A 13975-nucleotide genomic window follows, 5' to 3' on the forward strand; every position below is an offset into this window, starting at 1 on the left:
TTATTGAAAACGGAAAAAATAGAATTTATGATCCAAATTCATGAAACGGACATTCCACGACGGTCCTTCTCGTGACGGACAAGTGAGCGGAGGAGGCTCACCGGAGCGGGGATGGCGATAGCTGGCGGCATGGTTGCCTGATCCGCTCGACACACATGAGGCAGACCGCGCCAGCGTGCGGTGCTAAGGAGGAACCTTTTGAAAAAACTTGATCTCATCACGATCGGGCGCTCGTCTGTTGACCTTTATGGGTCGCAGGTCGGTGGCCGTCTGGAGGACATGGCCTCCTTTGCCAAATATATTGGCGGCTCTCCCACGAACATTGCAGCCGGTGCTGCGCGGCTTGGCCTTAACAGCGCCGTCATCACCCGTGTCGGCGTCGAGCACATGGGCCGCTTCATCCGCGAACAGCTGGTGCGCGAAGGCGTTGACGTGCGTGGCGTGAAAACCGACCCGGAGCGCCTGACCGCGCTGGTGCTGCTCGGCATTCGTGATCAGAACCAGTTTCCGCTGATTTTCTACCGCGAAAACTGTGCCGACATGGCGCTGAGCGAAGACGATATCGATCCCGCCTTCATTGCCGAGGCGGCCTGCGTCTGCGCCACCGGCACGCATCTGTCGCATCCGAAGACGGAAGCGGCCGTGCTGAAGGCCCTGAAACTTGCCCGCGAAAATGGTGCAAAAACCGCGCTCGATATCGATTACCGCCCCAATCTCTGGGGTGTGGCCGGCCATGGCGATGGCGAGAGCCGTTTCGTGGAATCGCAGAAGGTGACCGCCAAGCTGCAATCCACCCTGCATCTCTTCGATCTGATCGTCGGCACGGAAGAAGAATTCCACATTGCCGGCGGCTCGACAGATACGCTGGCCGCACTGAATGCCGTGCGCAAGGTTTCGAATGCCACGCTGGTGTGCAAGCGCGGCCCGATGGGTGCTTCGGTCTTCACCGGCGATATTCCCGCAAGCCTCGATGACGGGCAGACGGGCGAAGGTTTCCCGATCGAGGTCTTCAATGTTCTGGGCGCTGGTGACGGCTTCATGGCCGGACTGTTCCGCGGCTGGCTGCGCGGCGAAGACTGGCCGACGACGCTGAAATACGCCAATGCCTGCGGCGCCTTCGCCGTCTCCCGCCATGGCTGCACGCCCGCTTATCCAAGCTGGGAAGAACTGCAATATTTCTTCAAGGCCGGCATTCGCAATAGGGCGCTACGCAAGGACGAGGCGCTGGAGCAGGTGCACTGGTCCACCAACCGCAAGGGCGACTGGGAGACCATGCGCGTCTTCGCTTTCGACCATCGCATGCAGCTGGAAGCGATCGCCGACGAGCTTGGCGTCAAGCATGAGCAGATCGGCGCCTTCAAGAAGCTTTGCCTCCAGGCCGCGCAAAAAGTTTCCGGTGGTGAGCCGGGCTATGGCATTCTCTGCGACGGACGCCTTGGACGTGACGCGCTGTTTGCCGCCAGCGGCTCCGGCCTCTGGATCGGCCGTCCGGTGGAATGGCCGGGTTCCCGTCCGCTGACACTGGAACCCGATCTCGGCAAGGACTTTGGCGGGCTCGCCGAATGGCCGCTCGAAAATGTCGTCAAGGTACTTTGTTTCTATCACCCCGATGACACGGATGAGATGCGCGCTGCACAGGAAGAGACCGTGATACGGCTGTTCGAGGCCGCACGGCGCAACCGCTTGGAAATGCTGCTGGAGATCATCCCCTCCAAGGTCGGCCCGACCGACGATCTTACCGCCGCCCGCATCATCGAGCGTTTCTACGAGATCGGCGTTTACCCGGACTGGTGGAAGCTGGAGCCGATGAAAACCACCGCGGCATGGAAGAATGCCTGCGACGCCGTTAACCGCAACGACCCTTACGTGAGGGGCATCGTCGTTCTCGGTCTCGACGCACCGCAGAGTGAGCTGGAAGAAAGCTTCCGCCTTGCGGCTGGTTTCGATCTGGTCAAGGGTTTCGCCGTTGGCCGCACGATTTTTGCCGACGCCGCCCGCGGCTGGCTTTCCGGCAAGATGACCGACGAGGAAGCGGTCAAGGATATGGCGCAGCGCTATACCAGCCTGTGCCGTATTTGGGATGAGGCGCGCGCCAAAAAGGGAGAGGCAGCGTGAAGACAGTAAGATTGACGGCTGCGCAGGCCATGGTTCGTTACCTGGCAGCGCAGATGAATGAACATGGCGAAACCTATATCGCCGGCATGTGGGCGATTTTCGGCCATGGCAATGTCGCCGGGATCGGCGAAGCGCTTTACGGCATCAGGGACGAGCTGCCGACCTATCGCGGCCAGAACGAGCAGTCCATGGCCCACGCGGCCATCGCCTATTCCAAGCAGCTGCGCCGCCGCCGCGCCATGGCGGTCACCTCGTCCATCGGCCCGGGTGCCGCCAATATGGTGACGGCGGCAGCGCTGGCGCATGTCAACCGCCTGCCCGTCCTGCTCATCCCCGGCGATGTCTTCGCCAATCGTGGCCCGGACCCCGTGCTGCAACAGCTCGAAGATTTCGGCGATGGCACCATGACGGTGAATGACTGCTTCCGTCCTGTCAGCCGCTATTTCGACCGCATCATGCGCCCGGAACAGTTGCTCACCGCCCTCCCCCGCGCCATGCGCACCATGACGGACCCTGCCGATTGCGGCCCCGTCACGCTCGCCTTCTGCCAGGATGTACAGGCGGAAGCCTATGATTATCCCGAAAGCTTCTTCGAAAAGCGGGTCTGGCGCCAGCGCCGCCCCGAGCCCGACGTGGTGGAATTCGAAGAGGCCGTCGCGGCGCTGAAGGCCGCGAAGAACCCCATCATCGTTGCTGGCGGCGGCGTTCATTTCGCCGGCGCAACGGAGACGCTGAAGCGCTTTGCCGAAACCCACTCCATCCCCGTCGTCGAAACGCAGGCCGGTAAATCAGCATTGGCTTGGGATCACGATCTCAATTTCGGCCCCGTTGGCGTTACCGGTGCCGAAAGCGCCAACATCATCAGCGAAAAGGCTGATCTGGTCTTCGGTGTCGGCACCCGCTTTCAGGATTTCACCACCGGCTCCTGGGCGCTGTTCAAGAACCCGAACCGCAAGATCCTGGCGCTCAACGTCCAGCCCTATGACAGCGCCAAGCATGATGCGATCAGCCTGACGGCGGATGCCAAAATCGGGCTTGAAAAACTCTCCGCAGCCCTCGGCGCTCACCGTTTTGCAGCGCCGGATGCCGGCCTGAAGGCAGCATGGTTCGAAAAGGCCGATGCCGATACGGCGGCGCCGGGCGAAGAGCACGCAAACAGCCTGCCGACCGACATGCAGGTCATCGGTGCTGTCCAGCGCCAGTCGCGCGACAATACCGTCGTCATGTGCGCGGCCGGCACCATGCCGGGCGAGTTGCACCAGCTCTGGAAATCCAAGCTGCCGCTTTCCTATCACATGGAATACGGCTTCTCCTGCATGGGTTACGAGGTCGCCGGCGGTCTCGGCATCAAGATGGCGGAACCGGACCGGGACGTGATCGTCATGGTCGGCGATGGCTCTTACATGATGATGAATTCCGAGCTTGCCACATCGGTCGCCATGGGCGTGAAGATCACGCTCGTCATTACCGACAACAGGGGTTACGGCTGCATCAACCGTCTGCAGATGGAAACCGGCGGCGCGGAGTTCAACAACCTCTACGCCCATACCAACGTCAATCCCATCGCCATCGACTTCGTCGCCCATGCCGGCTCGATGGGCGCGGATGCACGCAAGGTTTCGACCATAACCGAACTGGAAGAGGCCCTCGCCGCCGCCCGCGCCTCCACCCGCACGACCGTCATCGTCATCGATACCGACCCCTACCCGACCCCTCGAGCCGGTGGCCACTGGTGGGATGTCGCGGTGCCTGAAGTCTCAGACCGCGCCGAAATCGGCCCTGCGCGCGCCCGTTATGAAAACCATGTCAAGGAAAGACAGTAAGATGATCCGTTACGGCACCAACCCCATCGCCTGGTCCAACGACGACGACCGCACGCTGGGCGCCCATATCAGCCTGGAACAATGCCTTGATGAAACCGCCAAGATCGGTTTCGACGGCATCGAAAAGGGTCACAAATTCCCGACCGACCCGGAAGGCCTGAAGGGCGTGCTTTCGCCGCGCGGCCTCTCCTTTGTCTCAGGCTGGCATTCGCTGAACCTTCTGACGGACAGCATCGAATCTGAAAAGAAGGCGATGCAGCCGGCGCTTGACCTCCTGAAGGCCATGGGCTCGAAGGTCATCATCGTCTGCGAGACCTCCAACGCCATCCACGGCGCAGACGACACGGCGCTGGTAGACCGTCCGCGCCTTGCGGCCGAGGACTGGGCTAAATTCGGCGCGGGCGTGGAAGCGCTTGCGGCTTTTGCCGCAGAACAGGGCGTCACCCTCGTTTATCACCACCACATGGGCACGGTAGTCGAGAGCGAAGACGAGATCGACCTTCTGATGAAGCACACCGGCCCGAAGACCCATCTGCTGCTCGATACCGGCCATTGCCTGTTCGGCGGCGGCGACCCTGTTCGCGTCGCGCAGAAATATATGGGCCGCGTTGGCCATATCCATGCCAAGAACGTGCGCCCGGTCATTGCCGATCAGGTCCGCAATGAACGGCTTTCCTTCCTCGAAGGCGTTCGCCGCGGCGTATTCACCGTACCCGGTGATAGCGAAGGCGGCGTGAATTTTCCGCCGGTGCTGAAGGTGGCGGCCGAGCATGGTTACAGCGGCTGGCTGGTGATTGAGGCCGAGCAGGACCCTGACGTTCGCAACCCGTTCGAATATCAGAGCCTTGGGCTGAAATCGCTGAAGGCGTTTGCGCGGGAAGTGGGGCTGGATAAGGCTGAGGCTGCTTGAGCTGAGCCAAGGAGACCTATCCCACCCGTCATACCGGCCTCGAGCCGGTATCCAGCCAGCCCAAGTCATTGGGCTGAAAAAGTCTTCGCGCCGCGCAGACGCGCGTCAGCTGGATTCCGGCTCAAGGCCGGAATGACGGTAGGGCGCGAAACTACCGAACGACATGTTTGTGCTACACACGAAAAAGGAACGACACCATGACCTCACTTCTGCGCAAGCCGGTCGCGACAAGCGGCAAGGTGCACGATATCACGCCCCAAAGCGCGGATTGGGGTTATGTCGGTTTCGGTCTTTACCGACTGAAGCCGGGCGAGACGGCAGCCGAAAGCACCGGCGACACGGAAGTCATCCTCGTCCTTGTCGAAGGCAAGGCAACGATTTCCGCTGGCGGCAAGGATTTCGGTGAACTCGGGGACCGCATGAATGTGTTCGAGCGCAAGCCGCCGCATTGCGTTTATGTTCCGGCCGGTTCCGAATGGTCGCTGACGGCCACAACGGATTGCACCGTCGGCGTCTGCACTGCTCCCGGCGAAAAAGGCAGCCGCGAGGCGCAGCAGATCGGGCCTGACGGCGTGCAGCTGACGGAACGCGGCAAGGGCGCCAACACGCGATACATCTTCCCCATCGCCATGGAAGAACGCGACGTCGCCGACAGCCTGCTGGTAACGGAAGTCTTCACACCCTCGGGCAACTGGTCTTCCTATCCGCCGCACCGGCATGACGAGGATAACTACCCCGACATGACCTATCTCGAAGAGACCTATTATCATCGCCTCAACCCGGCGCAGGGTTTCGGTTTCCAGCGCGTCTTCACCGAAGACGGTTCGCTTGATGAGACCATGGCGGTATCGGACGGGGATGTCGTGCTGGTGCCAAAGGGCCACCACCCCTGCGGCGCGCCCTATGGTTACGAGATGTATTATCTGAACGTGATGGCGGGGCCGATGCGCAAATGGCGCTTCAAGAACCACCCGGATCATGACTGGATTTTCAAGCGCGATAATCCGTAAGGCATTTCAGACAAACATCGCCGCCTCCCCATCCCTGTGCCTGTCACAGGGATGAGGGAGTGCGCGAAGACACGTCTTGAGACTGTCTTGGCACACAACAAACGCAATTAACGAATTGTATTAATTCAAATAATTTCGGGAGGAGAACACCATGACCGCTCTTGGCGTGGGCCTTATCGGCACCGGTTACATGGGCAAATGCCACGCGCTGGCGTGGAACAACGTCACGAGCGTCTTCGGCGATGTGGAACGCCCCCGCCTCGTGACGCTGGCGGAAGTCAACCCCGAGCTTGCCGCGAAGAAAGCCGCAGAGTTCGGTTTTGCCCGCTCGACAGGCAACTGGCGCGACCTGCTTTCCGATCCCGAGATAGATGTCATCTCCGTCACCACGCCCAACGCCTTCCACCCGGAAATGGCGATTGCCGCGCTTGAGGCCGGCAAGCATGTCTGGTGTGAAAAGCCGATGGCGCCCGCCTTTGCTGACGCGGTGAAGATGCGTGATGCGGCCCGCCGGTCCGGCAAGGCGGCGGCGATGGGTTACAACTACATCCAGAACCCCGTCATCCGCCACATCCGCCGCCTGATCGACGAAGGTGCGATCGGCAGGGTCTACCATGTGCGTGCCGAAATGGACGAGGACTTCATGGCCGATGCCACCCAGCCCTTCTACTGGAAGAGTGAGGCGTCTTCCGGTTACGGCGCGCTGGATGATTTCGCCGTGCACCCGCTATCGCTGCTTTACGCCCTGTTCGGCCACGCACAAAGCGCCATTACCGACATGGTCAAACCTTACGAGACCCGTCCGCTTGCCGGCGGCGGCGAACGCGCGGTTGAGACACATGATCTCGCTAGCGTTCTCCTGAAACTTGAAAGCGGCATTTCCGCCGTGCTCATCGCCAACCGTTCCGCCTGGGGCCGCAAGGGGCGCATCGCCATCCAGATTTATGGCTCTACCGGCTCGATCCTGTTCGATCAGGAACGGATGAACGAGTTCCAGCTTTACACCACGGATGGACGCCCGGAAGAGCAGGGTTTCCGAACCATCCTCACCGCCCCGCACCACAAGCCCTACGACCGCTTCATCCCCGCCCCCGGCCACGGTCTCGGCTTCAATGACCTGAAGGTGATCGAATGCCGGGAGCTGATCGCGGCGATCGAAGGGAAAAAGGCGCATATCATCGACTTCGAGGAAGGGTTGAAGATCGAGCGCAGCATTCACGCCATGGCACGGTCTTTTGCCGAAGGGCGATGGGTGACGGCGGAGGAAACTACGGAGTAGGACGGCGTGCACGCACGAGGCCGACCGCCGTCGTCACAAACTTCTCTTCCGTCATGCCGGACTAGATCCGGCATCCAGCCACGGCGCGTCTGCGCCGTGAGAAACAAGTCTTTTGCGATCAAAGACTTTATCGCGCTAGACCCCGGATCAAGTCCGGGGTGACGGTGCGCGGGATTTGCGAGCGGGCAAAGCCATTCGCCTTACCAGAGGATATTGGTCAAGGCTTGCCAACAGGCCTTACCCCTTGACCGGCGTCTCCGGCACCGGCGTCAGCACCTTGCCGTCCCGGAACCAGCCGAGAATATTGTCGGCTACCAGATCGGCCATCGCATTGCGCGTCGGGATGGACGCAGAAGCGACATGCGGCAACAGGGAAACGTTTGGTAGCGACAGGAAGGCCTCCGGCACCTTCGGCTCGGCATAAAACACGTCGAGACCGGCAGCACCCAGCGCACCGCTTTTGAGCGCCTCAAGAAGCGCGTCCTCATCGACGCTGGAGCCACGACCGACATTGATGAAAACGCCCTCAGGCCCGAGCGCGGTCAGGATGTCGGCATTGATCGCCTTGTGCGTCTCCGGCGTGCCCGGCACGATGCAGATCAGCGTATCGACGGCCTCAGCCATCTCCTTCAGCGAAGCGTAATAGGTGTAGGAGAGTTCGTCGCGCTTGCTGCGGGTGTGATAGCCGATCTCCACCTTGAAAGGCTCCAGCCGCTTGGCGATTTCCTGGCCGATGCGGCCCATTCCGAACAGGCCAACCTTGCGGCCGCGCAGCGAAAACGGCGACAGCGCGAACGGTCCTTCGCCGACCCACTTGCCAGCCCGTAGCCAGGTTTCGGCCTGATAGAGACGTCGCACGGTATTGATCAACAGAGCAATCGTTGTATCGGCCACTTCGTCATTGAGCACATCAGGCGTGTTCGTCACCACGATGCCACGCGTGGCGGCGTGTTTGGCATCAACGCCATCGTAACCCACGCCGAAATTGGCGATGATCTCGAGCTTCGGCAGCGCGTCGATCCATTTGGCGTTGACGGCGCCCGAAACGGCAATGGCATTGATGCGCTCCGCCGCGCCGTCAGGCAGAACCGGCTCTGCGCCGGCGGGTGCCGTGACAATCTCGACCTTGCCTTCGAGGCGTTCGAGAACGCGCGGATTGATCTTGCCGGGAACGAGAACGACGGCCTTTTTGTCAGACATAAGCGGATATTCCTCCTGATAACATTCCAATAGCAGGAGAGGGTTGCGGGCAAACTACCCGCCATCCTGCTCCATCGGACCGCGATCTTTTCAAACAAAGACGGCCGTGAAAAGGGCAATAAGGGGATGCTATGGGGGCAGACGGAAGTTTCATGCCGATTTTTTTAAGCGCCCCTCACCGTCATGCCGGACTTGATCCGGCATCCAGCCAGCCCAAGTCCTTGGGCTGAGAGAGGCTTTTCACCGCGTAGACACGCGGTGGCTGGATTCCGGCTCAAGGCCGGAATGACGGAAAGCTGCAATGCACAGAACGCGCACCATTTCCCATCGTCTGAAGCCTCACACCCGCGGCCGCACCGGCCCGGTCGATTGCCGGATACGCATTTCCGGCTTGATGAGGTGAATGCCGTCAGGTTCATGGCTGCCCGCCAGCCTGTCCAGCAGTGCGCGGGCCGCCAGGCGCCCGACCTCGGCCTGGCCGTTGGAAACCGTGGTCAGCGCCGGGGTGGCGATGGCAGCTTCCTCCAGGTCGTCGTAGCCGGTCACGGAGATATCGACACCCGGCACCAGACCGGCGCGGGAAATACCGTTCATGAGACCGATGGCGACGAGATCGTTCCAGCACACGGCGGCGGTCGGCTTCTGCGGCAGCGACAGGAAATGCACCGCCGCCTCGAAACCGCCCTGCTTGGAGCGCGGGCCGGGAATGCGCAGGTTCGGGTCGACCTCGATGCCGGCCTTGCGCAGCGCATTGACGTAACCCTGGTAACGGTCACGGCCCGTGGAAGTCTGGTCCGTGCCGCCGACCATGGCGATGGTGCGGTGGCCGAGGCTGATCAGATGGTTGGTGGCGAGCGAAATGCCGTAGCTGTCGTCGCCGCGATAGGTCGGCATATCAACGCCATCCATGGAACGGGCCACCAGAATGGCAGGCATGCCGTTTTCTTCGGCGAGCGTCATGTCCTCGATCGGCGTGCCGATGGCCGGCGACATGATGATGCCGTCGGAGCCGAGCTGCAGCAGCGTCTCGATGAAGGTGCGCTGCTTTTCAACCGAATCATAATGGTTGGACAGGATGAAGGTCTGGCGGCTGCGGTCCAGCTCGCTTTCAATGGCTTTCAGGATTTCGCCATAGAAGGGGTTCATCACGTCATGGAACACGACACCAACAATGCCGGAGCGCGAGGTGCGCAGGCTGGCGGCGCGGCGGTTGTAAATGTAGCCCAGCGCCCGCGCCTGTTCCTTGATCTTGTCCCGCGTATCTGCGGCGACCAGCGGACTGTCGCGCAATGCAAGGGAAATGGTGGCGGTTGAAAGGCCGAGACTTTCGGCGATGGTAGACAGTTTGACCTTTTGGGCCACGGCATTCCTCCCCAAACGCGTGTCAGTGACGGATGGCTCCGTTTAAATCGCAATTAAACAATTTAAACAAAATCCGCAACCCGTTTAAGGAATAACCGCAAAACAGATGGTTCTTTTAAAAATTTCAGCAAAAATTATTGAAGATTGGCGTCTATGGCTTTCAAGAGTTTAACAATGTTGCGAACATCCTTGGCCGAAAGGCCTTCGATAGCTCTCGCGCCACAATTGGCGATGGAAACGTTGATGTGCTCGACGCTTTTCAGGCCCGCTTCGGTCAGCTTCACCAGCGTCACACGACCGTCCCCGTCGTCACCGCTGCGTTCCACGAAACCCTGGGCTTCCATGCGGCCAATGGTGCGCGTCATGGTTGGCGCCTTGACACCCAGCTTCTGGGCGATTTGCCCCGGCGTCAGGCTGCCTTCCTGCGCCAGCGCCAGGATGACGCCGTCCTGTCCGGCATAAAGCCCGCTTTCGGCGAGGCTGTGGCTGAGCGCGGTACGCATGGAGCGGGCGGCCTGGGTTATCGATTGCGCCAACTCCTCCGGGTTGAAGTTTTCATCCCTCTTTTTGGCGTCCTTGACCTTCTTGCCGCCCTTATCCTTCTTGGCGCTTTTGTCCTTGTTCCCGGATTTGTCCTTGCTCATACGCGAGTGCCTTTTACCCTGTGGCGGAACCGATATATGTTGCTGGAAATCCTTACCGAATGCTCGCGCGGACTGCCAGATGCCAAACTCATACACGCATTATCACGACGAAAACGTAACAGACCCTCATCTTCACGCAACAGGCGCAATTTCCGTGCTGCCGCTCGGCGCGCATGAACAGCATGGCCCCCACCTGCCCTTCGAGACCGATACTCTGATTGCTGAAGGCATCGTCGCCCGCCTTGCCGCCGCCTTGCCCAGTCATCTGCCCGTCTCCTTCCTGCCAGCGGAGCCGGTCGGATATTCCATCGAACACATGAATGTGCCGGGCACGAAGACGCTGCGATACGATGAGGCCATCGAGCGCTGGCTCGGCATCGCCGAGTTGGAACATAAAAGAGGTGTGCGCAAATTCGTGATGCTGAACGCCCATGGCGGCAATTCACCGCTGATGACCATCGTAGCCACCGAGGCCCGCGCCCGTTTCGGCATGCTGGCGGTCGCCACAAGCTGGACCCGTTTTGGCGTACCGGCCGATATCGTGAAGCCGGAGGACAAGGCGGTCGATATTCACGGCGGCGATATCGAGACATCCGTCATGCTGGCACTTCACCCCGAATGCGTGGCAATGGAAAAGGCCGCGAATTTCCCCTCCCGCCAGAGCGATTTCGCCAGCCGCTTCAAACACCTGCGCGCCTATGGTCCGCACGCATTCGGCTGGCTGATGAGCGACCTCAACCCCGATGGCGTTGCCGGAAACGCCGCCGCCGCGACAGCGGAAAAGGGCGAAAGGCTGATTTCCCACGCCGTAAAAGGCCTTGTCGAACTGCTTGAAGATGTCCACGCTTTTGACATAACGTTATTTCATAACAAAATTTGAGTGAGATGGCCGGATTCGGCCAAAATCTCTTTGAACTGCCGGAGCGTCGCGCCTATATGGACGACGACACATTTTCCTGAGGCCATCGGGCCTCTCTCCACGCGGGGTTTTCCATGACCGAAACAGCAACAGCCAAGCCCATTCCAGTCACCGTCCTGACGGGTTATCTCGGCGCCGGCAAGACGACGCTTCTCAACCGCATTCTATCCGAGAACCACGGCAAGAAATACGCTGTCATCGTCAATGAATTCGGCGAGATTGGCATCGACAACGATCTGATCGTCGAATCCGACGAGGAAATCTACGAAATGAACAATGGCTGCGTGTGCTGTACGGTGCGCGGCGACCTGATCCGCGTCGTGGAAGGCCTGATGCGCCGCCCCGGCCGCTTCGACGGTATCATCGTCGAGACGACGGGCCTCGCCGATCCGGTGCCCGTCGCCCAGACTTTCTTCATGGATGACGACGTGCGCGCCAAGACCGAGCTTGATGCTGTCGTTGCCCTGGTTGACGCCAAGCATCTGCCGCTGCGCCTGAAGGACAGCCGCGAGGCCGAAGACCAGATCGCCTTTGCCGATGTCGTTGTCGTCAACAAGACCGATCTCGTTTCGCCGGAGGAAGTTGCCCGCATCGAGGATATCGTGCGCGCCATTAATCCTTCCGCCCGCATCTACAAGACCACCCGTTCCGGCGTCGATCTCGCCCGGGTTCTCGATCAGGGCGCCTTCAATCTGGAACGCGCGCTGGAAAACGACCCGCATTTCCTAGAGCACGGCCATGACGACCACGTCTGCGGCCCTGATTGCGATCATCATCATCACGATCACGACCATCATCATCATGACCATGACCACGGGCATCATCACCACGATCATGACCATGGCCACGATCATCACCACCATGGCGCGGTCTCGCCGATCCATGACGTGACGGTCCAGTCAGTTTCGCTGCGCGGCGGCGAGATGAACCCCGAACGGTTCTTCCCGTGGATCCAGAAGGTCACCCAGACCGACGGCCCGAACATCCTTCGCCTCAAGGGTATCATCGCCTTCAAGGGCGATGCCGAGCGTTACGTGGTGCAGGGCGTGCACATGATCATCGAGGGCGATCACCAGCGCCCGTGGAAGGAAGATGAAAAACGCGAAAGCCGCCTCGTCTTCATCGGCCGCGAGCTGGACCGCGAGAAGCTGGAAAAGAGTTTTAACGCCTGCCTCGCCACGGCTTGATCCTTATCCCTCCGTCACCCCGGTCCTGAGCCGGGGTACGGCTGCGTTCGTCATCCGCCGACGCGCGTTCTTTGATACCGTACACGGCAGTTGAAATCATTGACGCTCCGGTGCTCCGGGCCCCCTCTGTCCTGCCGGACATCTCCCCCTCAAGGGGGGAGATCGGCAAGACGCTATCTCGCCACTTCATTCTCAAACATTGAGAGGGGCGGGATCTCGCCGCAGGTCGATCTCCCCCCTTGAGGGGGAGATGTCCGGCAGGACAGAGGGGGGTGAGCCCGGAGCGCCGGAATCTCAATAATTTTCAACCGCTGTGCAGGGATGATTCCCCTACCGCAAAGAATTCTATCTCCTTGATTTCGCGAATCGTCCGAACGTAAAAGCGGTTCCGCTTTTGCCGGAAATGCTCTAGAACCATGCCAGCCGGCGGGAATGACGCCCCGCCAATCAGACACAGATACGAAAGACCAATACCCCATGCCGACTGTTGCCCCGCTTGATATCGAAGGCCACGTGGTCTCGACCCATTTTCTCGGCGACATTCCCCTGTTTGCCACCGCCGCCGGCACCATTCACCGGCTCGATGGCGGCGAGAAGGTGACTGAGGCGCATGACGGGCTCTTGACCTGCATTCGCGACCCCTACAGCGCCACGCTGCTTTCCGGCGGCGAAGACGGGCGTGTGCTGCGCATCGGCCATGATGGCAGCCTCAGCGAAATTGCCAACGTGCCGCGCAAATGGGTGGGCGTCGTTGCCGGCGGGCCACAGAAGGCGGTTGCTTATGGTGTCGGCAAATCCAGCTTCGTGCGGCTGCCGGACGGTACGGTCAAGGAATTCAAGGAAGAGCGCACGGTGGAGGCGATCGCGTTTGCGCCCAAGGGCCTGCGCATTGCCGTTGCCCGGTATAACGGCGTGACATTGCATTGGGTCGCCACAGCAGGCGACCCGGTGGATCTCGAATGGAAGGGCGCGCATACCGGCGTCACCTTCTCGCCCGACGGCAAGTTCCTCGTCACCACCATGCAGGAAAATGCCCTGCACGGCTGGAAGATGGAAGCCACCAAGGGCGGCATGGAGGCCCGCCATATGCGCATGACGGGTTATCCCGCCAAGGTCAAATCCGTTTCCTGGTCGGCAAAGGGCAAATGGCTCGCCTCATCGGGCGCACCGGCCGCCATCGTCTGGCCCTTCTCCGGCAAGGATGGTCCAATGGGCAAGGCCCCGGAGGAACTCGGCACCCGCGCCAACATCATGGTCACCAATGTCGCCTTCCACCCCGTGGAAGATGTGCTCGCCATCGGGTTCATCGACGGCATGATCCTCGGCGTGCGCCTCGCAGATGGCAAGGAAGCCCTACTGCGTCGTCCCGGCAAGGGTGCGATCACATCCATGGACTGGAGCGCCACCGGCAAGCTGCTCGCCTTCGCTTCAGAAGCGGGTGATTGCGGGATTATCGACATTTCGGCTTGAGGGCTGGCCGCCCGCGAGGCGGCCGCTTATCCCACGGCCAATCTCGCTCCCTCATC

At 60.7% G+C, this 13975-nt stretch carries 11 protein-coding genes; 8 read left to right on the plus strand and 3 right to left on the minus strand.

All coding sequences use genetic code 11. The features are described 5' to 3' along the window. Positions 1-198 precede the first annotated feature (198 nt). The 5 genes from DOU54_RS23095 to DOU54_RS23115 all read left to right on the plus strand — a co-directional run bounded on the left by DOU54_RS23095 (position 199) and on the right by DOU54_RS23115 (position 7137). Positions 199-2115 carry a bifunctional 5-dehydro-2-deoxygluconokinase/5-dehydro-2-deoxyphosphogluconate aldolase gene (locus tag DOU54_RS23095; protein WP_113731843.1) on the plus strand — a complete coding sequence of 639 codons (1917 nt, stop codon included), beginning with the start codon at positions 199-201 and terminating at the stop codon, positions 2113-2115. Continuing rightward, positions 2112-3938 carry a 3D-(3,5/4)-trihydroxycyclohexane-1,2-dione acylhydrolase (decyclizing) gene (gene iolD, locus DOU54_RS23100; protein ID WP_113731844.1) on the plus strand — a complete coding sequence of 609 codons (1827 nt, stop codon included), beginning with the start codon at positions 2112-2114 and terminating at the stop codon, positions 3936-3938. Before DOU54_RS23095 ends, iolD begins: the two co-directional genes overlap by 4 nt. A gap of 1 nt (position 3939) precedes the next feature. After that, positions 3940-4848: a myo-inosose-2 dehydratase gene (gene iolE, locus DOU54_RS23105; protein ID WP_113731845.1), complete on the plus strand. Its 909-nt coding sequence runs from the start codon at positions 3940-3942 to the stop codon at positions 4846-4848. Between the two features lie 197 nt (positions 4849-5045). Continuing rightward, positions 5046-5858, plus strand: coding sequence for a 5-deoxy-glucuronate isomerase (gene iolB, locus DOU54_RS23110; RefSeq protein ID WP_004445159.1), 813 nt, complete (start codon positions 5046-5048; stop codon positions 5856-5858). 151 nt (positions 5859-6009) lie between these two features. Further along, a complete protein-coding gene (locus DOU54_RS23115; RefSeq protein WP_113731846.1) occupies positions 6010-7137 on the plus strand; it encodes a Gfo/Idh/MocA family protein in 1128 nt (375 codons plus the stop codon). 237 nt (positions 7138-7374) lie between these two features. Here DOU54_RS23115 and DOU54_RS23120 read toward each other — a convergent pair whose 3' ends face one another. The 3 genes from DOU54_RS23120 to DOU54_RS23130 all read right to left on the minus strand — a co-directional run bounded on the left by DOU54_RS23120 (position 7375) and on the right by DOU54_RS23130 (position 10343). After that, a complete protein-coding gene (locus DOU54_RS23120) occupies positions 7375-8337 on the minus strand; it encodes a 2-hydroxyacid dehydrogenase (protein WP_022562733.1) in 963 nt (320 codons plus the stop codon). A gap of 339 nt (positions 8338-8676) precedes the next feature. Beyond that, entirely contained in the window at positions 8677-9699 is a 1023-nt protein-coding gene (locus tag DOU54_RS23125; RefSeq protein ID WP_003505469.1) for a LacI family DNA-binding transcriptional regulator, read from the minus strand. A 134-nt stretch (positions 9700-9833) separates the two neighbouring features. Continuing rightward, the gene (locus DOU54_RS23130; RefSeq protein ID WP_022562734.1) at positions 9834-10343 is read right to left on the minus strand and encodes a MarR family winged helix-turn-helix transcriptional regulator; all 510 of its coding nucleotides are present in this window, start codon (positions 10341-10343) and stop codon (positions 9834-9836) included. 79 nt (positions 10344-10422) lie between these two features. Between DOU54_RS23130 and DOU54_RS23135 the strand changes: the two genes are divergently transcribed. The 3 genes from DOU54_RS23135 (at position 10423) to DOU54_RS23150 (ending at position 13919) form a co-directional block, all read left to right on the plus strand. After that, positions 10423-11223, plus strand: coding sequence for a creatininase family protein (locus DOU54_RS23135; RefSeq protein WP_113731847.1), 801 nt, complete (start codon positions 10423-10425; stop codon positions 11221-11223). A 113-nt stretch (positions 11224-11336) separates the two neighbouring features. Beyond that, complete coding sequence (locus DOU54_RS23140; protein ID WP_035207166.1) at positions 11337-12449, plus strand: CobW family GTP-binding protein; 1113 nt, start codon at positions 11337-11339, stop codon at positions 12447-12449. Between the two features lie 477 nt (positions 12450-12926). Further along, positions 12927-13919 carry a WD40 repeat domain-containing protein gene (locus DOU54_RS23150; protein WP_034496759.1) on the plus strand — a complete coding sequence of 331 codons (993 nt, stop codon included), beginning with the start codon at positions 12927-12929 and terminating at the stop codon, positions 13917-13919. The last annotated feature ends 56 nt before the right edge of the window (positions 13920-13975 follow it).

The organism is Agrobacterium sp. MS2 (assembly GCF_003261015.1).
GTDB lineage: Bacteria > Pseudomonadota > Alphaproteobacteria > Rhizobiales > Rhizobiaceae > Agrobacterium > Agrobacterium pusense.

Bases quoted from the DNA above. Each gene is read 5' to 3' on its own strand.
- iolE (WP_113731845.1), top strand. From the start codon at position 3,940: ATGATCCGTTACGGCACCAACCCCATCGCCTGGTCCAACGACGACGAC.
- iolB (WP_004445159.1), top strand. From the start codon at position 5,046: ATGACCTCACTTCTGCGCAAGCCGGTCGCGACAAGCGGCAAGGTGCAC.
- DOU54_RS23115 (WP_113731846.1), top strand. From the start codon at position 6,010: ATGACCGCTCTTGGCGTGGGCCTTATCGGCACCGGTTACATGGGCAAA.
- DOU54_RS23120 (WP_022562733.1), bottom strand. From the start codon at position 8,337: ATGTCTGACAAAAAGGCCGTCGTTCTCGTTCCCGGCAAGATCAATCCG.
- DOU54_RS23130 (WP_022562734.1), bottom strand. From the start codon at position 10,343: ATGAGCAAGGACAAATCCGGGAACAAGGACAAAAGCGCCAAGAAGGAT.
- DOU54_RS23135 (WP_113731847.1), top strand. From the start codon at position 10,423: ATGCCAAACTCATACACGCATTATCACGACGAAAACGTAACAGACCCT.
- DOU54_RS23140 (WP_035207166.1), top strand. From the start codon at position 11,337: ATGACCGAAACAGCAACAGCCAAGCCCATTCCAGTCACCGTCCTGACG.
- DOU54_RS23150 (WP_034496759.1), top strand. From the start codon at position 12,927: ATGCCGACTGTTGCCCCGCTTGATATCGAAGGCCACGTGGTCTCGACC.